At 50.3% G+C, this 20,783-nt stretch carries 13 protein-coding genes; 11 read left to right on the forward strand and 2 right to left on the reverse strand.

Annotation, left to right across the window (positions count from 1 at the left end; genetic code table 11):
- The first annotated feature begins 151 nt into the window (after window positions 1–151).
- The 8 genes from ACYVFD_RS31650 to ACYVFD_RS31685 all read left to right on the forward strand — a co-directional run bounded on the left by ACYVFD_RS31650 (window position 152) and on the right by ACYVFD_RS31685 (window position 15,192).
- Window positions 152–1,408: an MFS transporter gene (locus tag ACYVFD_RS31650; RefSeq protein ID WP_461094620.1), complete on the forward strand. Its 1,257-nt coding sequence runs from the start codon at window positions 152–154 to the stop codon at window positions 1,406–1,408.
- Window positions 1,409–1,709: 301 nt separating this feature from the next.
- Complete coding sequence (locus tag ACYVFD_RS31655; protein WP_461094621.1) at window positions 1,710–3,206, forward strand: L-fucose/L-arabinose isomerase family protein; 1,497 nt, start codon at window positions 1,710–1,712, stop codon at window positions 3,204–3,206.
- 112 nt (window positions 3,207–3,318) lie between these two features.
- A complete protein-coding gene (locus tag ACYVFD_RS31660; protein ID WP_461094622.1) occupies window positions 3,319–6,513 on the forward strand; it encodes a SusC/RagA family TonB-linked outer membrane protein in 3,195 nt (1,064 codons plus the stop codon).
- 106 nt (window positions 6,514–6,619) lie between these two features.
- Complete coding sequence (locus ACYVFD_RS31665) at window positions 6,620–8,056, forward strand: RagB/SusD family nutrient uptake outer membrane protein (RefSeq protein WP_461094623.1); 1,437 nt, start codon at window positions 6,620–6,622, stop codon at window positions 8,054–8,056.
- A 133-nt stretch (window positions 8,057–8,189) separates the two neighbouring features.
- Complete coding sequence (locus ACYVFD_RS31670) at window positions 8,190–10,715, forward strand: hypothetical protein (RefSeq protein WP_461094624.1); 2,526 nt, start codon at window positions 8,190–8,192, stop codon at window positions 10,713–10,715.
- Between the two features lie 45 nt (window positions 10,716–10,760).
- A complete protein-coding gene (locus tag ACYVFD_RS31675; protein ID WP_461094625.1) occupies window positions 10,761–13,493 on the forward strand; it encodes a glycosyl hydrolase in 2,733 nt (910 codons plus the stop codon).
- 84 nt (window positions 13,494–13,577) lie between these two features.
- Window positions 13,578–14,477 carry an alpha/beta hydrolase gene (locus ACYVFD_RS31680; protein WP_461094626.1) on the forward strand — a complete coding sequence of 300 codons (900 nt, stop codon included), beginning with the start codon at window positions 13,578–13,580 and terminating at the stop codon, window positions 14,475–14,477.
- A gap of 7 nt (window positions 14,478–14,484) precedes the next feature.
- On the forward strand, window positions 14,485–15,192 hold the full coding sequence (locus tag ACYVFD_RS31685; RefSeq protein ID WP_461094627.1) for an SGNH/GDSL hydrolase family protein: 708 nt from the start codon (window positions 14,485–14,487) through the stop codon (window positions 15,190–15,192).
- Here ACYVFD_RS31685 and ACYVFD_RS31690 read toward each other — a convergent pair.
- Window positions 15,182–15,982 carry a GntR family transcriptional regulator gene (locus ACYVFD_RS31690; RefSeq protein WP_461094628.1) on the reverse strand — a complete coding sequence of 267 codons (801 nt, stop codon included), beginning with the start codon at window positions 15,980–15,982 and terminating at the stop codon, window positions 15,182–15,184. The genes ACYVFD_RS31685 and ACYVFD_RS31690 overlap by 11 nt on opposite strands.
- A gap of 114 nt (window positions 15,983–16,096) precedes the next feature.
- Window positions 16,097–16,909 (reverse strand): acyl-[acyl-carrier-protein] thioesterase, encoded by an 813-nt coding sequence (locus ACYVFD_RS31695; protein ID WP_461094629.1) that lies wholly within the window; start codon window positions 16,907–16,909, stop codon window positions 16,097–16,099.
- Between the two features lie 111 nt (window positions 16,910–17,020).
- Here ACYVFD_RS31695 and ACYVFD_RS31700 point away from each other — a divergent pair, with 111 nt between their 5' ends.
- From ACYVFD_RS31700 to ACYVFD_RS31710, 3 genes are all read left to right on the forward strand, one after another.
- Entirely contained in the window at window positions 17,021–17,440 is a 420-nt protein-coding gene (locus ACYVFD_RS31700; protein WP_461094630.1) for a transposase, read from the forward strand.
- A 153-nt stretch (window positions 17,441–17,593) separates the two neighbouring features.
- Complete coding sequence (locus ACYVFD_RS31705) at window positions 17,594–18,985, forward strand: DcaP family trimeric outer membrane transporter (RefSeq protein ID WP_461094631.1); 1,392 nt, start codon at window positions 17,594–17,596, stop codon at window positions 18,983–18,985.
- A gap of 155 nt (window positions 18,986–19,140) precedes the next feature.
- Window positions 19,141–20,727 (forward strand): MFS transporter, encoded by a 1,587-nt coding sequence (locus tag ACYVFD_RS31710; RefSeq protein ID WP_461094632.1) that lies wholly within the window; start codon window positions 19,141–19,143, stop codon window positions 20,725–20,727.
- Window positions 20,728–20,783: the final 56 nt, after the last annotated feature.

Here is a 20,783-nt window from a genome sequence, read left to right on the forward strand (position 1 = left end):
GTAATTGATGCAAACCGGTTCGGTTTCAAAACTTGCCTGGTTTACTGCCATGAAATTATTTCTATTTGATTAAAAAAAAATACCATAACAGTTGATTTTTTCTTTTTCAGGCTTATATCTTTGCATACACTAACTTAGTGCGTTAAGTAAAATGCAAAAGCACCTGCGCTGGTTGATTGTTTTCCTGCTTTTTATAGCCACAGGACTCAGCTTTCTGGATCGACAGGTGCTGTCCATTGCTATCATTAAGATTCAGGAAGAGTTCAAAATAACCGACGTACAGTACGGATTGATCAACACCAGCTTCCTGATCAGCTATGCCATCATGTTCACGCTGGGCGGCTGGCTGATCGACCGGGTAGGTGGCAAACTCGGGTTGGCCCTTTCGGTTGGCATATGGTCGGTGGCGAACAGTCTTCATGCGATCATGAATTCGTTTACTCAGCTATTGACCTTCCGGTTCTTTCTGGGAATGGGCGAGGGTGGTTGTTTTCCGGGCGCAGCCTGGACAGTATACCGCTGGTTCGATAAGAAAGAGCGGGCTTTGGCCAACGGCATCGCCATTGGGGGCTCAGCCATTGGCGCGGTCGTAGCTCCTCCTTTAACCATCTGGTTATCGGGTAATTACGGCTGGCGTGGTGGATTTCTACTGCCTGGTTTGATCGGTATTGCCTGGGTAATTATCTGGCTGTTTATCCCCTGGAAAAAGGAAAACCTGATTGTCGAAAAAACCAGTGAGCCCCACGACACAGTTCCTTTTTTACAACTGCTCAAGCAGAAAGCGACCTGGGTATTCATTGTAATCCGTTTTCTGCTCGATCCGGTCTTCTATTTCATGATGTTCTGGATTCCGAAGTACCTGAGTTCGGTGCGAAATGTGCCTTTTGAACAAATAGGCGCACTTTTCTGGATACCGTTTCTGGCGCTGGGCATTGCCAACATACTTGGTGGCTGGTTTTCAGGACAACTGATTGCCTTTAACTTTTCAGTCAATAAAGCTCGCAAAACGGTCATGGGCATAGCGGCAATTCTGACGCTGGCTGCACCGGCTATCGAGTGGGTTTCATCGGTCAATGTAGCGGTTGCTCTCATGGCTGTGTTCATGTTTGCGCATGGATTCTGGATTACCAATTACATAACGGCTATTTCCGATATGTTCGGTCAGAAGGCGACTTCTACGGTTGTTGGTTTGTCGGGAACAGCCGGGGCCGTGTCTGGATTATTGCTTAATCCGCTGATGGGTGTGGTTATCCAGCAGTATTCATATCGACCGTTATGGATTGCTTCAGGCTTGTTATATCCATTTGCGTTTGTGCTGCTACTCGTACTGATTCCCCGAATCGAAGCTCTTTCGCTCGGAACCAAGCGAGTTGCTCACAACCAGCGTGTAAGCGAAATCGAAAGGTAAAATACTGATTACAAACGTTATAGAATTCTTTTCCTTCAGTAGTTCGGCGTGTGTAAACCTGGGCAAGGATGGTTGGTGATTTGTCCAGGTACCACGCTGAGCAGTCAGTATTTGTTAGACTTTTCTGTCATCCCGACGAAGGAGGGATCTCGAATTTCCTGACGCTTGAGATCCCTCCTTCGTCGGGATGACAGAAAAGCCACTAGTTTAAAGTGAGTACATAAGTCACGACTTAGGATCATTACACGCAAAATCAACTTAGTGCACTAAGTTAAATCTATAAAGGCATAAACTGAATATTATGGAAAATCCATCTCCAAATGGTCTGGCTGTACAACAAGTCGAATGGGTAAAACGCAAAAAGACGCGCCCACGCATTGGCGTTTTTGGTGTAGGCTATTTCAAATACTGGGGGCAATTCGACGGCTTACTGGACGACATGATGCAGAAACAGGCTGTTTTCATCAGCAAAATTGAGTCCCTCGATACGGCTGAGATCATTGATTTTGGTCTGGTTGACGACGTATCGAAAGCCTACGAGATCGTTCCAAAACTCCACGCGGCTAACCTCGATCTTATCTTCTGCGACATGCTCACCTACGCCACGTCCAGTACGTTTGGCATCATTATCAAAAGCATCGACGTTCCAATAGTTCTGGTCGCCCTCCAGCCCGACAAAGCGATGGATTACAGCCGCGCATCCACATACATGCAGTTGTACAACGACGATATCTGTTCACTGCCGGAGTTTGCGGGCGTAGCCGTTCGGATGGGAAAGAAAGTGCCCGAAATGATTATCGGAACTCTGCACGACGACCCGGCTGCCGATGCTGACATTGAAGAATATTGCCGGATTGCGACGGTATTGCACGATCTGAAAACGGCCCGAATCGGGCATATCGGTCACCCGATTGAGGCTATGCTCGACATGCACTCCGACTCGACCATGCTCACGGCTCATTTTGGGGCACACATTGTACAGTGCGAAGCGCATGAGATCGTTTCGCAATACCAGAAGGCTTCAGACTCTGAAATTGACGCGGTCAAAGAGCGCATTCTGGCTTTCTTCGACACACCCGACCCCGTCTCGGACCCCATTTCTGAAAAACTCCGCGATTCCGATCTGCACATTGCGGCTCAGGCTGCCGTGGCGCTGGAAAAATTTATCAAAGCCAAAAAACTCGACGGTCTGGCCTATTACTACGATGGTCCGGAAGGCAGCGATACGCGGGTGGTGATGTCGAATCTGATTGTCGGTAATTCCCTCCTGCAAGGCGCAGGCTTTCCGATGTGTGGCGAATCGGATCTGAAAACCTGCATTGCGATGCTCATTATGGAACGACTGGGCATTGGCGGCAGCTTCGCGGAGTTCCACCCGGTCGATTTCAAGGAAGGCTTCGTTCTCGTCGGACACGACGGGCCGCATAACATCGCCATTGCCGAAGGTCAGCCGGTATTGCGCAGCCTGAAAAAATACCATGGCAAACCTGGCTTTGGTGCGGGTGTAGAATTCAAGATCAAGGAAGGGCCGATTACTATGCTCAGCATCAGTTCGACCTACGAGGGCAAAATGAAGTTCGTAATTGCCGAAGGCGAGTCGATAGCAGGGCCTATTCCGCCAACGGGCAATACCAATACACGCGGCTTCTTCAAACCCGACGTTCGCACCTTCCTGAAACGATGGATTAACGAAGGGCCAACGCACCACTTCGCGCTGGGTGTCGGCCATCATGCCAAAACCATCCAGAAAATCGCCGACTACCTCAAAGTCGAGTCAGTCATTATTTCTAATGAATAATGAAGAATGTATAATGTATAATGGATGAAACATAGCTATCTGTTGAAATATCAGACACTTACCTCAGGATCATTATCAATTATAAAACTTCTTAAACCTCAATTTTTAACACATGGACCACTTTTTATTCCATCGACTGCGACTCTTAGTGATTGGCAGTATGCTGAGCCTATTGGCTGTTACGGTTGGGTTTGCCCAATCGCCCAAAGTGACGATCAGTGGTAAAATTACCGCGTCGGAAGACGGCGACGTTTTGGTTGGAGCTACCGTAACCGAGAAAGGTACCACCAACGGCACTACGTCTGATGCTAGTGGCAACTTCCGGCTCAACGTTGCGCCCAATGCCACGCTGGTTGTGAGTTTCATTGGATATGCTCCTCAGGAATTTCCCGTAGGTAATCGCTCTCAATTCAATATCGCTCTAAAAACCGACCAACAGCAACTGCAGGATGTAGTGGTGGTGGGCTATGGTACCCAGCGAAAAAAGGATTTGACGGGCTCTATTGTCAATCTGACCAGCAAAGATCTGGTACCTGTTCCTTCGGCCACCAGCGTCGATCAGATGATGCAGGGGAAAGTAGCGGGTGTGCAGATTACCCAAACGTCGGGCGCACCGGGCGGTAATGTCAACGTCATTGTCCGGGGAATTAGCTCCATTACGGGTGGCAACTCCCCCTTGTACGTTGTGGATGGGTATGCCATTGGTACGGGTGGTGGCGGGTCGGATTTGAGCAACTATGCGTCCAACTCCTATTCGGCCAGCGGGATTGCCAACAGCAGTTCAGTCAATCGGATCAATCCGTTGAGTATTATCAATCCGGCTGATATTGAGTCGATTCAGGTGTTGAAAGATGCATCGGCAACAGCTATTTACGGCTCGCGCGGCTCCAATGGGGTCATCATCATTACCACCAAACGAGGCAAACTCGGCAAGCCAACCATCAGCTTCGAACAATCGACAGGGATGCAGGAACTGGCGAAGAAACTGAAGCTACTCACCCCTCGCCAATACGCGGAATACGTAGCCGAAGGGCGCGACAATGCCTGGGTATTTGCTGGTGGAAAAGCGTCGGACCCCAACAGCGTTCGGAGTACGGCCACGCAGGTAAAACCCGAATTTCGTAACCCTGGCCAATTTGCCGATCAGGGCTACGGCACCGACTGGCAGGACGTTATTTTTCAGAAGGGCATGGTCCAGAACTACCAGCTATCGGCTAGCGGCACAGGCAAGGATGTGAGCTATTACGTATCGGGTGGTTATTTTACGAACAAAGGCATCATTATCGGCTCCGATTTCAACAAGTTTACCCTGCGCACAAACATCGACGCCCACCTGACCGAGAAGCTTAAAATCGGCGCTTCGTTTTCGGGTGCTCATTCCTACGGCAACTTCGCAAGGGCCGAAGGACACCTGCAATACCGGGGCCTGATTTCGGCAGCCCTCGCCAGCGACCCAACCATTCCGGTGTATAATCCCGATGGTACGCCTTATTCTGAATTCTCCAGCCCGACGGGTATTCCGGTCGAGAACCCAGTGGTGATTGCAGCCGAATTCTCGGACAAACGCAACAACTCCAACGTATTCACAAACAACTACCTGCAATACGAACTGATGCCCGGCCTGGTGCTGAAAACCTCCGTTGGAGTCAATTATTCCAACAACGTTACCCGTTTGTGGAAATCATCCAAGGTAGGATTAGCGACGAGCCGAACAGGGGCGGCAACCGCCGGAGCAACTGAAATCAAGAGCTTAAACTGGCTGAACGAAAACACGATCAACTACCGCCATAAGTTCGGTCAGCACGATATTGACGCACTGGCAGGGTATACGATTCAGAAAAGCTCCGACGAGATTTTACAGGCAGGCGCTACCGGCTTTTCGACCGACTATGTTCCGTTCCTGTCAGCCGGAACGGTATCCAACGGCACCAACTACGTAAGCGAATGGGCCATTATGTCTTGGCTGGCACGGGTAAACTACGGCTTCGCCAACAAATACTTGCTCACGGCGACCATTCGAACCGACGGTAGTTCTCGATTCGGTTCCAAAAATCGGTGGGGAACATTCCCTTCGCTCTCGCTGGCGTATCGGCTGTCGGACGAAGCTTTTATGAAACCCATTTCGGTCATCAGCGATCTAAAACTCCGGGCGAGCTACGGTATTGCAGGAAACAACCTGATTCCCAACTACGCTACGCAGGGATTACTGGGGGTATCGCGGACGGTATCGAACGGACAGATTGTCTCCGGCATTGTCCCGACGAGCTTGGCCAACGACCAACTGACCTGGGAACAATCCGTACAAACTAACCTCGGCATGGATCTGTCGCTGTTCCAGAACCGTCTGTCGTTCACCATTGACGCCTACCGGGCCTATAAAAAGAACCTGCTCCTAAACGTTACCTTACCAGCGGCATCGGGTTTCGGCAGTTCGGTGCAGAATATTGGCGAGGTTGAAAACAAAGGGCTTGAGTTGACGGTCAACTCGCAGAATATTGTGAAAGGGCCGTTCCAGTGGAACACCGATTTCAACATTAGCTGGAACCGCAATAAAGTTACGGCCCTTAATTCCGATGCCGCCCGAATTGTCACATCCGACTATCAGGTAGCGCAGGTCGGCTATGCTATCTCCAGCTTCCGGCTCCTGAATATTCTGGGTATTTTCCAGACGCAGGAAGAAATCAGCAAAAGCCCGATCCAAAATCCACGCGTTCAGCCCGGCGACTACAAATATCAGGATGTGGATGGCAACGGAACCATCAACACCTCGGACAAAACCATCGTCGGAACACCCTGGCCTAAGTTTACCTGGGGTTTCGGCAACCGGTTCAGCTTTAAGAACTTCAACCTGAGTGTCAGCCTGAATGGCTCGTACGGCAACCAGATTTATTTTCAGGGGGGTGAAGTCTCGCTCAATGACGCGGGAGTGCAGAATCAGTTAGCCGTTGTTGCCAACCGCTGGCGTTCGCCGGAAAATCCGGGGGATGGTCTTTATACACGGGCGATTCGCAATGACTATGCCTTCGGTTTCAGCGCGGGAACGACCAAATACCTGTTCGACGGCTCCTACACGCGCATCCGGGATGTGAATCTGTCCTACACCTTCCCGACAACGGTGGTTGGTAAGTTGAAACTTCAGGCCCTTTCGGTCTATGCCGACGTAACGAATCTGTACACCTTCACCAAGTATCCGGGCTACGACCCCGAAGGCAGCACAGGTGGCGATAATCTGGCGAAAAGTGGTGTCGACTTTTTCTCGTATCCAAACCCACGGACGTATACAATTGGCCTGCGTGTGACCTTTTAAATGAGCGAAAGAGTGAAAGAGTGAAAGAGCGCTAGTCGTTATTCAACCTTTCCACAAAACAGTTAATCACTCTTTCACTCTTTCGCACTTTCACTCTTTACATCTCATGAAAACGAAATTACTGGCCATACTCTTTCTGACGGCCACTTTAACTTCCTGCCATGATTTTCTGAATCTGAAACCAGCCTATCAGATCAGCGATCAGAACTTTTACCAGAATCAGAACGACTTCGAAACGGCACTGGTCGGTGTATACAGTACTTTCCGGGGGCTATACAGCAGCAGCAACATCTTGTACCTGACCGAGCTATCGACCGACAACGCCGAAATTCAGTGGTCGTCGCCCTCGGCTGATGAGATGCAGATGGATCAGAATGCGGTTACGCCGACCAACGCTTTTGTTCGGGGAGTCTGGAATATGTGCCTGTATACCATCTCACAGAGTTCAAACATCCTGAATCGGATCGATGCTGTAAATTTTGACCAGACAGCCAAGAACCGGATCAAAGGCGAAGCACAGTTTCTGCGGGCGTTCAGCTACTTCTACATGGTTCGGCTATTCGGCAATGTACCCATTACGAACACGACCTTTACCAGTCCGGCGCAGGTAGCCTCGGCCGATCTGACGCTGAAGCCTAAAGAAGAGGTTTACAAACAGATTCTGGCCGACCTGACCAGTGCCGAAAGTCTGCTGCCCGCCACCCTGAACGCCGACAAGACCCGCGCTTCGCAGATGACGGTGAAAGCCTTACTCGGCAAGGTGTACCTGACCCAACAGAATTACGATCTGGCCGGTACGAAGTTGAAGGAAGTGATCGACTCGAAGCAATATTCGTTAGTAGCCGATTATAAAACCCTGTCGACCAATGGCAATACCAATCTGGCCGAAACGATTCTGGAAGTGGATTATCTGTCGGGACAGTCGCTGGGCAACAATTATTCGGCGTTGTTCACACCCGCCATCACGAGTATGGCCATCTTTCCCAACAATTTGCAGGGATCAGGTCGTATCGTGCCGACGCTGGATGTCATTAAAGCCTATGAAACGGGCGATGTGCGTAAGGCCATTTCGGTCAATGACTCGGTCACCCTGATTGGCGGCAAGAAATCGTACAGTCGGTATGGCCTTAAGTTCGTTGATTTCAAAGCCGTTGATCTATCAGATGGAACGGTTTCATTTACCATCCTCCGCTATGCCGATGTGTTGCTGATGTATGCCGAAGTGCTCAATGAGCAAGGTAAACCAGCCGATGCCCTGCCTTATCTGAATCAGGTACGTCAACGGGCTAAGTTACCGACGTTATCTGGACTATCACAAGCCGATACCCGGCTGGCGCTGGAACGTGAACGACGCACTGAATTCCTGTTTGAAGGCCATCGCTGGTTCGATCTGGTTCGTACCGGACGCGCCCAAACTGTTCTGAACGCCCATTATGCCAGTCAGAAGCTGAACTTTTCGGTGCAGGATTACGAGTTGCTGTTCCCAATCCCGCAAGCCGAAATTGACCTCAATCCGGCTTTGAAGCAGAACCCGGGGTATTGATGATTCACCTCACCCCCTGCCCCCTCTCCTAAAACAGGAGAGGGGAGGTTAAGCCCCACGTTTTCTCCCCTCTCCTAAAACGGAGAGGGGCAGGGGGTGAGGTAAACACGGCTTAAATCAGCCTTTTCAATCCATGCGTACTCAACTAGTTATCATACTTAGCCTTGTCCTGTTGGGCTTTACCTACGATACGCCTAATCTGGATAATTCGACACTACGGGGTAAGCCGTTCAACAACATCACGCTGGAGCTGTCGCTAAAGCCGTTCAAGAAGAACGACAAAGCCTATATCGGACAGGTGGCGACAGAACTGTTTACGCAGTGGTCGTCGCTGCTGCGGCATACGGATACGGTATCGGTGATGCTCTGGACATCCGATGGGTCCGAAATCCTGGATTATACGGGGAAGCTGAATCAGCCGCTGGAATGGGCAAAATATATGGGCAATCCGAATACCGAACACGAAGTAGGTTCAGGCCCGGCCGACCTGTCGCTTCACCAGCGTGCGCTCCTGTACATGGACAACCCGCCCGCCTTTACCTACGGCGATCTCAAATACATCATCCAGTCGCTGAAAGACGCGGGCCAACGCATCACGGGAAAACCCATTCGTATCGGCGCTACCTTCGATCCGGGACCGGAGTTTGCTCACTCGGACTTCAAGTACAAAAAGCACCCCGAAATCCTGGGTGGCAATGCGATGGGCCATAAAACGATGGTCAGTTGCTACTCGACCCTGAACGCCGACAATCAGGCGTATGCGGGCTTTCCGAAAGGCATTCCAGCCAATACGCCTTTCGGGACCTTTCTGGGTCGCCAGAGCCAGCACTTCCTGACCGATCTGGGTTACGATTATATCTGGCTCAGCAACGGATTTGGGTTCGGGGTAGAAGGCTGGTCATCGACGGGCGCTATTTTCGACGGGAAAGCGTTTGCTGCCGAAAAGCTAGCGAATACTCGTGAGTTGATTGCGGGATTCTGGAACCTGTTTCGGAAAGAATGCCCTGGTTTTCAGATTCAGACGCGGGGCACTAACCTCTCTACAGGAGCTGATCTGGCCCGTGATGGGGTTGACCTCAAGCAGATTTACAGTGGACACTACAATATGCTGCCTCCCCCCAATTCACCCTGGGCGGCACTGGACAGTGACTTTGGACTCGAAATGGTGGGGTACATGTCAAGGATGGCCGAGCTGCCCGACGAACGGTATTTGTTTCGCTACTACACACACGATCCCTGGTGGGTGAACAGCCCCTGGCTTGACCGCTACGGACAGGAACCGCACGACATTTACTTGCCAATGGCCGTTGCCCGGATCAATGCCAAAGGAGAGATTAAATTGCCCACACACCTGAATTTTCTGACGGCCGATAATACGTACGGTGAAATGCCAGCTCAGGTGCCCGACGAGGTAACCCCGCATATTCTGAAAGCCCGTTATGATTCGCCAACGGCACCGGGGCCACTGGTTTGGGTGTATCCGTTCGAGGAATACCATACCTGGGCTTATAAGGATGGGAAACGCCTACCCGAAATTTATTATGGCGACTGGCTCATTCGACAGGCCATCAACAACGGCTTTCCGCTCAACACCATCCTGTCGACCAACTCCTTTCAGAACGTAGTGGCTGCTAAACCAGCGTATTTCAATGAATCGGTGTTGGTGTCGATTGTGCCTGAGGCTAATTCGTCGCTCGAAAAATCGCTGATTGATTTTGTGCAGAATGGTGGTAAACTGCTGGTATATGGTCCCGCCGATTATGCTGGCCCCGCGTTTATGAATCTACTGAATCTACAAAATACGTCGGCGCTGGAGGGCGATTTTCAAGTGAGCTCAACCATCAATTTCGACAAACTGGACAAGCCCTATCCCGACAAGATCACCCACCGGGCTTTGTTTTCGGGCGGTGGTGTATCTACGCAGGTGAAGAACAAAGCCGACGCTGGCACGAAGGTATTGGCGAAAATGACGCAGGACAGCAATAGCCGTGATGCGGTTTGGGTGCGTGAAAAACCAGATTGGAAAGGCGGTAAAGTGGCCTATGTACGGGGTACCAATTCCAGCAAGTTTACCGGTGGCAAACTCCTCACCCCCGATGATCCTGAACAAGTATTTACCGGCCCGTTGCTGATGCGCTACGTCCTGAATGAGTTCGGGCTGGACTACCGCGTCGACAAGAAAAACCCATCCGTCAAAAGTCCGGTTCTGGCCATTTCCCGGAGCAGCAATGGCTTTTTCTTCTCCGGTTATTGTCCGAATACGACCGTTACGCACCGATTCAAAATGCCGCAGGGCGCTCCACTGCTGACAGGCTACGAAACCGAGCTGACAAACGGATACGCAGTCTACAACCTGCCGAAAGCCTGGCATAAGGAAAGTCGCTTTTTTGTGGAACAGTCGGATGGCATCGTCTCCTGTCAGGAAATGACCTCCGGGGTCCAGCACATGAAACGCTGCGTACGACTGTCGGGCCTCCAAAACGCTACAGTACGCATTTATCCCGACGAAGGCGTTACGGAACAGGGGCTTCATGTGTATGCGAATACGGGCTATCCCTGGGGTAAAAAGCCACAGGCAGCCTTCAAACCCGGCGATAAAAAGTACGGCAACCACTATGTCGTTGAACATGCAACCGGCGATTTAGTGGTATTCTGGTGATAATAGAACCGCCCGTGCGGTTCTATCCTATACCCTCATACTTTCATGAAATTCATTTTTACACTCCCGGTCATTGGGCTACTCGCGGCTATGGGTTTATTTCATACGCCTGTCCCGCAAGCCGATACAATCAATTACGCGTCACTGAAAGAAGGGTTCAAAAATCCACCCATCCATGCCCGGCCCAAAGTGTACTGGTGGTGGCTCAACGGCTATGTCGATAGCCTTCGGTTAAAAGAAGAGCTACAAGCCATTAAAAAGGCTGGACTTGGCGGTGTCGATATTTTTGAGATCGGGCTTCCTCCTGCCAGCGACGCCAACCAGGTGATTCCGGCGGGGCCTGCTTTTATGGGCGATGCCTCGGTAAAAACCATTGCCATGGCCATCCGTGAAGCGGGCAAGCTGGGACTGGAGGTAGGCTTGAATCTGGCCAGTAGCTGGAACGCGGGTGGCAGTTGGGTACAACCCCGACACGCAGCCAAAACCGTTTATTTTTCAAAAATGGCCCTGAATGGCGCTACCCAACAGTCCGTTAAGCTGCCTTTCCCGACCATTACTCCCGACCGGCTAGGCAATAAGCGACCCATTGCGTATCGGCCCGATGGCAAACCTGCCTATTATGAAGAAATTGCCGTAATCGCGCTGCCTGCTGGTCAGACTGCCCCATTAGATACGACAAATATCATCAATGTATCAGCCTTTTTTGATCCTAAAACCGAACAGCTAACCTGGAAAGCACCCGCTGGAAACTGGGACATCTATCGGTACATCTGCTCCAATTCGGGCGAACAGTTGATCCGTCCCACACCCCATTCGGTTGGCCCAATCATCGACCATTTTGATTCGACGGCAACCCGGATGCATGTGATGTACTTCATTGACCGCCTGAAACCCTTGCTCGGGGACTTCAGCAAAAGTCCGCTCAAAAACCTGTACCTGGCCAGCTACGAAGCCAAGGAATTTACCTGGACGCCTACCTTGCCAGCCGCTTTCCGAAAACTACATGGTTACGACTTGTACAAGTTTCTGCCCGCCATTTTCAACAAAGACGGGTACCGACCCGAACTGGCGAAATCGTTTCAGTTCGACTTCGACAAAACGCTGTCGGAACTGATGATCAACAACCATTACCGAAAGTCGAAAGAGATTTGCAACAGCTATGGCTTACAGATCATTTCGGAATCGGGCGGGCCGGGTCACTTGCATCACATTCCGGTCGAAACGCTGAAAGCACTGGGCGCACTGGACGTTCCTCGCGGAGAATACTGGTACAACCGGGAGTTCTTCATGGAAGCCGATAAAGATAGCCTGGTCGATATGATTTATCTGGTAAAGGAGATTGCAGCCGCGTCCCACATTTACAAACGCGGCATCGTAGAAGAAGAGTCGTTTACCAGTTATTGGGACTGGCAGGAAGGCCCTTCCGACCTCAAAGCCCTGGCCGACCGCGCTTTCTGTGAAGGTATGAATCGACTGGTTATTCATGGGTTTACACATAATCCAACGGGCATGGGTTATCCGGGCATTGCGTATTTTGCCGGTACGCATTACAACGACCGCAATGGCTGGTGGCCCAAAGTCAAACCGTTCAACGATTACCTGGCCCGCATGTCGTACATCCTGCAAAAGACAAATTTTGTGGCTGATGTGCTCCATTATTATGGCGACAATATCCCCAATCTGATACCCCCAAAAAACACCCGCTTCGCCGTCGGGCCGGGTTATGATTATGAGGTAGTCAATACCGAAGTCTTGTTACGCGACTTGACAGTCGAAAACGGGAAATGGGTGCTGCCAGGTGTTGGCCAATATAGTGTTCTGCATATAGGTAACGAGGGGAAAATACCACCAGCCGTACGGGCCAAGCTCAAGCAGCTGGCGGCCAAGGGGGCCAAACTGGTGGAAGCAACCGGCTCCCCGCTCGAAGCGTTACAATCTATGGCTATTGGCCCCGACTTCAGCTACGATGGTCAGAAGGTCGATCAACGTCATGCACCCATCGATTACATTCATTATCAACACAACGGCCTGGACTTTTACCTAATCCGAAATACGACCAATAGCTGGGTTTCGAAAGACTGTTACTTCCGCCAATTGGCCAAAACGCCCGAACTCTGGAATCCTATATCGGGTGAGATCAGCGTCATTGCTTCGTATCAACGAGAGACGAATCGCATCAAAATTCCGGTTTCGTTACCACCTTACGGGGCCTATTTTGTAGTCTTTAGTCTTACTCCCACGGATACCAAAACCGTGGCTACAGGGCTGCAAAATACGACCTCCGCGACTCTCATCATGGCATTGGATGGTCCCTGGCAGCTTAGCTTTCCCAAAGGCTGGGGCGCTCCGGCATCGGCCACCTTTCCGAAACTGATTTCCTGGACTGAATCGGAGCAGAAAGGCATTCGCTACTTTTCGGGTATTGCGACGTATCAGCAAACCTTTCAGTATAAGCCCGTGTCTAGTAAAAACCAGCGGCTTTATCTGGACCTGGGCCGGGTTTCGAAACTTGGTGAGGTGTGGCTGAACAATAAACCGCTGGGCATTGTCTGGACGCCCCCTTACCGCGTCGATATTACGGATGCGATCAAACCCGGTTCGAACGTGCTGAAAGTAGAGGTAGCCAATACCTGGTCGAACCGCCTATCGGGCGATGCCCTGACGGGTGAAACGTTTACTAAAACTAACATCACCAAAGCCAATAAAAACCTGGTGTCCTGGGGTGAACTGCCACTCATTGAGTCGGGATTATTAGGACCGGTGAAGATTATTAGGTAGTGATTGAATGGTACTATGATTCAGCAATGTCAGTTACTAATAACCAACATGAAAAGTAAGTGTCCACCTTGAAATCTCTTTTCTATGCTACCTAAGTGTATTGTATTGTTAGGAATAGCCTTAGTCATAGTTTCAGTAGGACAGGCAACAACTTTCGATCCACCTACCCGTATTCAGGATGTGGTATACGGGCGGAAATTTGGTACGGCATTGACAATGGATGTGCTGAAGCCCGCAAAACCCAATGGTATCGGTGTCGTGTTTTTGATGAGTGGAGGGTGGCATTCTGACTACAGCATGATTGAGAAGCGGCTAAAGCACTTCCACTACTTCACAGATCGGGGACAAACCGTTTTTCTCATTCTACATGGCTCTGCTCCACGCTATCAGGTTGCCGAAGCCGTGCAGGATATTCATCGGGCTGTACGCTTCATCCGCTATCATGCGGCAGAATATGGTGTCAATCCGAATCGTTTGGGTATATCAGGGATGAGTTCGGGTGGACACTTATCTGTCTCAATTGGCACGGGCGTTGCCCGCAAGGAGTTAGCGGATACAGTCAAAACAACCGACCCTGTTGATCGAATATCCAGTCGTGTACAGGCAGTGGCCTGTTTCTTTCCTCCCGCCGATCTGGTCAATTATGGAAATACCGGACGGTTATTTGTCGAATGCGATACCGTCCGTCGTTTCTGGCCACAATTTGGTGTGGAAGGTAAAACCAGAGAGGAGAAGTTGAAAGTCATGGAAGACTTATCTCCCTACAATGCCATTAGCCGTGATGATGCCCCAACGCTAATTTTGCATGGTACGGTAGATCCTCTGGTCCCTCTTGAACAATCTGAGCGATTTATCACCAAATTGAAAGCGGCTGGCGTACCCGCTCAATTGATTATTCATCAGGGTGGAGCGCACGGCTGGGACGAAACCTGGGAGTCTAATTTGACCGTGCTAGCCAATTGGTTTGAAAAATATACAAAATAGAAAGTAGATGATAAAAACACTGCTTCTAATCGTAAGCTTACTAAATCTCTCCATTGTTGGCTTAGCCCAGCAAGCCGATTCAACGCAGTATTTAGCTACTGTCAAAAACGAATTAAATGCCGTCTGGCCGAAAAACCGAACCATTAACCTGGTCTTTCACGGGCATTCGGTACCAGCCGGTTACTGGCACGACCACGAAGTACATACACTGGAATCGTACCCGAACCTCCTGCTGGCTAAATTGAAAGACCAGTATCCGTATGCCGTCATCAATGTGATTGTCACGGCCATTGGGGGCGAAAATTCGATTAAAGGACAGTCGCGGTTCGAATCAGATGTACTCGTTCATAAACCCGATGTACTGTTCATCGACTACGCACTCAACGACCGCTTTTCCGATATTGGTAAAGTTCGGGAAGCCTGGGAAAAAATGATCCAATCAGCTCTGGCACAAAGGATACCCATTATTCTGCTGACGCCTACCCCCGACCAACGTTTGAACATACTCGATGACAAAAATCCACTAGAACCTTATGCGCAGCTCATCAGGCAACTGTCTAGTCAATACCATAGCGGTCTGGCCGATCCATACACGCCGTTTAAACTGATTGCCAAACGGGGCGAGTTAACAAACTACATGTCGCACGTGAACCACCCAAACAAAGCCGGGCATGAGGTTATTGTGGACGAGATACTGAAATGGTTCAGGAAGTAATCGAATTGGAAGGGCGCTGAAGCTGCTCGGGATTGGCTATAACGGCAAATTTATATTTATCGCCGTGGTAATACGACTGCTCGATCTCAACGATTTTATCGCCGGTGCAGACCACCGCACTATCCAGCACAAAAACGGGTGTCGGCTTACTCAGGTCAAAATTGGTGGTGTTTGGCTCCAGGATTTTTACGCCCAGCGTTTGCTGCACCTCCGCGATTTTCAGGTGGTAATTGTCTTCGTAGACTTTGAAGTACGAAATCTCCGTAGGCAGTCGATTGATCTTGGGACAAAGCGTCAACGAAATGTATTTTACCTCATCTTTGATCAGCAAATCGTCGGCATAGCGCAGTTGGTGTAGTTTCATAACCGGCCCATCGATAATAAAATGCCGCCCGTTAATCTCCGATGAAATACCATCCTGTAGAATCGTCTTTTCCAGCACAATATTCTTGGGTGTAAATCCTTCGGCTATCAGGCTGTCGTGAAACCCGCGCCGGGTCGCGTAGATAGACCCCAGGGTCCGTAACAGGTGATGGTCTTCGGTGCGATTGAGGACATAGGTCCCTTTGCCCTTAATGCGTCGGGCCCAGCCTTTCGATTCAATTTCGAGCAGGGTTTTTCGGGCCGTTGTATTGCTGATATGGAAGGTTTTAATCAGTTCGTTTTCCGATGGAATCTGGTCGCCCGGCTGCAACTCACCCCGTTTAATCTGGTCAATGATGCTTTCGCTAAGGGCAATGAATTTCGCCTTATGCGTTTCGGGTTCATCAACTGTTCGTTTCTTTTCCATTCGGTGCAGCAGTACCAACGTTTTCTGTTGCTAAGGTTATGGTATAATGTTGAATCTACTTTTTTGTCATCCCGTCCGGGACGTGTAGTTGAAGGAGGGATCTTTGGAAACTAATTATTCAATGGGCTCACCCGAAGATCCCTCCTTCCGCACCGGCGGACCGGTCGGGATGACAAAACCATTATCCCGCCAATGGCTTCGTGCCAACAGCACTTCTTTGCCCGATTCGCCCTGGCTTATCCGATGTAACAGCGTATCGGAGGTTTCCGTTGCCAGCTCAATCCGAAGTTGGTCGCGCCAGTGACTTTCGGTTCGGTAAACTAAATCAATTTCGGCTAATTCCCGCGTCTCCAGCCAGGAATCTGTAACGGATTCGAGCAACCAGCCTACATAAGCTACATTATTGACATGATGGTTCTGGTCGATACTTAGCCAGCCGACTTCAACCGTCTTGTCAAGATCAGACACGAAGGGGATAGTCTGAAAATCGGGCTTTGAGGAAAGCCGGGGTAGCGGCTCTGGCCCGGAAGGTGGTGTCAGGCTACGGATAAAATCAGGCATAGGCACCATCGTCCGTTTTTCGGTACTAAATACAAGCCAGGTACTAGTGGCATCGGCCAATAACGTATCATCCTCGGCCCGAACCTGAAAATCACGGTAGATAAAGTATTTCTCCACGGCTGTCGGATAGGTTGTCAGCCGAATGGTCTGCCCATACAGTGGATACTGGTGAATTCGCAGCCGAAACCGCATCAGCATCCAGCCAAATCCCCGACCAGCCAGATCAGCAATACCAATGCCATAATCCAGCGCATTTCGGTTGGCCGATTCCTGCATCTGGTTCATCAACGCTGTGAGGCTCATACGCCCAAAGGCATCGCACTCATACCCACGCAGGGTGAAGGTATCGGTTTGAATAAACGCCATACTGCAAAGGTACAACGGCTTAGAATTGGATTGACTATAACTATTTACTGAAAAACTTATCCTATTCTGCTAAGTTGCTATATATTTGCTAAATTGACATAGATAACTTGTATGGCCGCTCCAAAATGCCCAAAATGCAACTCGACCGATGCTGTTCGCAACGGTATTATCAATCAGCGGCAACGCTTCCGCTGCCGACAGTGCAATTACAATTTTACGGTCGATAAAGTCGGCAAAGGGATCAGCACCTACTACGTTATTAAAGCCCTTCAGTTGTACATCGAAGGGGTTAGTTTCCGCGAAATTGAGCGGTTATTGGGCATCAGCCACGTTTCGGTGATGAACTGGGTCAAGAAATACCAGATCAAAGTGCCGGAGAAAAACACGTATCATCCTACCTATAAAATCCTCAATCATAAAGAACTAGCCGAGTTCATTACGAACAAGGACAATGTGGAAGGGGCCGGGATGATCATTACCGAATTGGGCGATAAGTTCATGCTCATCAAATGGGAGCGCTTCCGGGATTAAGCACCGAATGCCATCCTATATCTAGCAGAATTGGCCAAAATTTGAGCCCATAAGCCTTTCTATAGAAAATTAGCATATCATCATCATCGAGTTGCACGCATTGGGAAAAGAGAAGCAGTTTTGAATCGCTTAACCTAAACTTCTTCCTGACCAATGAATGCATTTTCGAACCTTCTGCTGTGGGCTGGCGCTTCGCTACTAGTTAGCGCCAGCCTGTCACAGTCAGCTCAGGCACAGACCAATACGGGGCCACAGGCAACGGGAAATACGACGATGATACCAATGGCTTCGTCGGCGGCTAATGTGCCAATCAATGCATCGGCAACCACCTCGCCGGCTAATTCCCCCGCAACAGCCAAACCCGCCGAGACATCAACTTTTACGGTCAAGTTTACCGGCTTTGTGCGCAACGATGTTTCCTGGGACTCGCGCCAGACGGTGAGCCTGCGCGAAGCTTCGGTTGACCTGTATGCGAAAGACAAACAACTTGACATCAACGGCAACGACATCAATGCCGTACCGAATTTAAATATGCTGGGCATCAACAGCCGGTTGGGTGTTACGTTCAACGGACCCGATGCCTGGGGCGCTAAAACATCCGGTTTACTGGAAATGGAATGGTTCGGGCCGTCGGACGCAGCCGTTGGGGGAGTACGGCTGCGCCACGCCTGGGCAAAGCTGGACTGGGCCAAAACGCAACTGGCGTTTGGCCAGTTCTGGCATCCGCTGTTTGTGACAGACTGTTTTCCCGGCGTTATCAATTTCAACACCGGTATTCCATTTCAGCCGTTCAACCGCAGTCCGCAGATTCGCCTGACCAAACATCTGAATGCCGACTGGCACCTGATCGTAGCGGCTATTGCCCAGCGCGATTTTACCAACTTAGGCATCAATGGTAGTTCGTCCGAATACCTCCGCAACACTTCTGTACCGAATCTGCACGCCCAGCTTCAGTTGAAACGCGAAAAAGTACTGGCTGGGATTGCCTTCGATTATAAGGTGATTCGGCCTCGACTATCGGTAGGCAGCGGCACCACGCTTCAGGAATTGAATGCTACTGTGGGGAGTACAGCCATAATGGGCTATCTGAAAGTGGTGAGCAGCCGGGCCACGTTTAAAGCCGAAATTGTATCGGGCTCAAACCTGACCGATCATGTGATGCTGGGTGGATTCCTGGCCTACGGCACCAATGGTATCGAATCGTCGTACAAGCCCGTCAAAATCACGTCGATGTGGGCAGAAATTCACGGAAATGGCAAACGAGTAGTACCGGGACTGTTTGTGGGGTACTGCAAAAATGCCGGTAACGATCCGAACGCGATTGCTGCTTATGGCCGGGGAATCGGCATAACGGGTCGTGGTGGTATCGACAACCTGATGCGGATTGCTCCCCGTGTCGAGTTCATTGCAGGCAAGTTCAAAATAGGCACTGAGTACGAATACACGACCGCCGGTTATGGCACCTCCAACTCCGATGCCCGCGTGACCAGTGTCGAGGCTATTTCAAACTCGCGTCTGCTGCTGACCACCACGTTTGCTTTCTGACCATTCTATAGGAAAATAGACTATTTTTAGGTAATTATTGACTCTTTTCAAGGGCTTTGACTAGTTCGCATACAGAAACTGCTTTATCAATAGCCAGCCTTGTTTTAAGCTCATTTTCGAATCGTTCCTTAACCCCTTAAATACACTAATCGCATATGGTTGCATCTCCTGCACCTGCCAAAAAATCAACGACCAATACCCGCTCGTTAGTTAGCATTATTGGTGCGTCGTCAGTTGGTACCCTCATCGAGTGGTACGACTTCTACATCTTCGGTTCGCTGGCTACTGTACTGGCTACCAAGTTCTTTCCCGAAGGTAACCCAACAGCCGCTTTCCTGTCGACACTCGCTACGTTCGCTGCCGGGTTCGTGGTACGTCCTTTTGGGGCACTATTTTTCGGTCGTCTGGGCGATCTGATTGGCCGTAAGTACACCTTCATGGTTACGCTCCTGTTGATGGGTGGTGCCACGTTTGCTATTGGTCTGATACCGAGCTATGAGACCATCGGTTTTCTGGCTCCCGCTTTGGTCCTGATTCTTCGTCTGTTGCAGGGGCTGGCCCTGGGTGGTGAATACGGTGGTGCTGCTACGTACGTCGCCGAACACTCGCCCGTTGAAAAACGGGGTTACTGGACTTCCTGGATTCAGACAACGGCCACGGCGGGTTTGTTTATTTCGTTGCTGGTCATTATGGCCACCCGTGTTTCGCTGTCGAAAGAAGCGTTCGATGACTGGGGCTGGCGCGTACCGTTCTGGGTGTCGATTATTATGGTAGCCGTTTCGTACATCATCCGCCAGAACATGCATGAATCGCCCCTGTTCGCTAAAGCAAAAGCAGAGGGCAAAACATCGGCCAATCCTCTGAAAGAGAGCTTTGGCAATAAATACAACTTCAAATTTGTGTTGCTAGCACTTTTCGGTGCAACGATGGGGCAGGGCGTAGTTTGGTATACGGGTCAGTTCTATGCCATGAGCTTTATCAAGACGGTTTGTAGCGTCGATGCCATGCAGTCGGATGGGCTGATGTCGATCGCGCTACTGATGGGCACGCCCTTCTTCGTGGTCTTCGGCTGGTTGTCGGACCGGATCGGTCGCAAGCCGATTATGCTAGCGGGGATGCTGATTGCCATTCTTTCGTACCGGACGTTATACGAAAACATCTACCAGACTACCAATCTGAAAAACAAGCAGGAGATCACGGAAAAAACGACCTCTGAAACGACGGTTGCTGCCGATCCGAAAGCCGCTGGTGTATCGATCAATACCCTGACCGTCAAAAAAGAATACACCGATGGCACAAAATTGACCGAGGTGACCAAAACCAAAATTCTTAGCGACCCATCTGCCGAACCAGCTAAACCGGAGATCAAGAAAACCATTACGATCAATGACAGCGACCGCTGGACGCTGATCTGGCTGGTATTTGTTCAGGTCATTTTTGTAACGATGGTGTACGGCCCCATTGCGGCTTTCCTGGTTGAGATGTTCCCGACCAAAATCCGGTACACGTCTATGTCGCTTCCGTATCATATCGGGAATGGGGTATTTGGAGGATTGCTGCCGGCTGTGGCTACCTATCTGGCCACCAAAGCCAAGGATGCCAATACGGCTGCCGAAAAAGCCGGTGAACTCATTCCCAATGCCGCTCCGTATCTGGAAGGACTGTGGTATCCGATCATCGTAACGGCCGTTTGCCTGGTTATTGGTGTATTCTATATCAAAGACAAGCGAGTAACGGATTAAGATTTACCCCTCCCCAACCCTCCCCTGAAAGCAGGGGAGGGCGACTTTCCGATATT

The sequence above is a fragment of the Spirosoma gilvum genome (assembly GCF_054776815.1).

Bases quoted from the DNA above. Each gene is read 5' to 3' on its own strand.
- ACYVFD_RS31650 (WP_461094620.1), top strand. From the start codon at position 152: ATGCAAAAGCACCTGCGCTGGTTGATTGTTTTCCTGCTTTTTATAGCC.
- ACYVFD_RS31655 (WP_461094621.1), top strand. From the start codon at position 1,710: ATGGAAAATCCATCTCCAAATGGTCTGGCTGTACAACAAGTCGAATGG.
- ACYVFD_RS31660 (WP_461094622.1), top strand. From the start codon at position 3,319: ATGGACCACTTTTTATTCCATCGACTGCGACTCTTAGTGATTGGCAGT.
- ACYVFD_RS31665 (WP_461094623.1), top strand. From the start codon at position 6,620: ATGAAAACGAAATTACTGGCCATACTCTTTCTGACGGCCACTTTAACT.
- ACYVFD_RS31670 (WP_461094624.1), top strand. From the start codon at position 8,190: ATGCGTACTCAACTAGTTATCATACTTAGCCTTGTCCTGTTGGGCTTT.
- ACYVFD_RS31675 (WP_461094625.1), top strand. From the start codon at position 10,761: ATGAAATTCATTTTTACACTCCCGGTCATTGGGCTACTCGCGGCTATG.
- ACYVFD_RS31680 (WP_461094626.1), top strand. From the start codon at position 13,578: ATGCTACCTAAGTGTATTGTATTGTTAGGAATAGCCTTAGTCATAGTT.
- ACYVFD_RS31685 (WP_461094627.1), top strand. From the start codon at position 14,485: ATGATAAAAACACTGCTTCTAATCGTAAGCTTACTAAATCTCTCCATT.
- ACYVFD_RS31690 (WP_461094628.1), bottom strand. From the start codon at position 15,982: ATGGAAAAGAAACGAACAGTTGATGAACCCGAAACGCATAAGGCGAAA.
- ACYVFD_RS31695 (WP_461094629.1), bottom strand. From the start codon at position 16,909: ATGGCGTTTATTCAAACCGATACCTTCACCCTGCGTGGGTATGAGTGC.
- ACYVFD_RS31700 (WP_461094630.1), top strand. From the start codon at position 17,021: ATGGCCGCTCCAAAATGCCCAAAATGCAACTCGACCGATGCTGTTCGC.
- ACYVFD_RS31705 (WP_461094631.1), top strand. From the start codon at position 17,594: ATGAATGCATTTTCGAACCTTCTGCTGTGGGCTGGCGCTTCGCTACTA.
- ACYVFD_RS31710 (WP_461094632.1), top strand. From the start codon at position 19,141: ATGGTTGCATCTCCTGCACCTGCCAAAAAATCAACGACCAATACCCGC.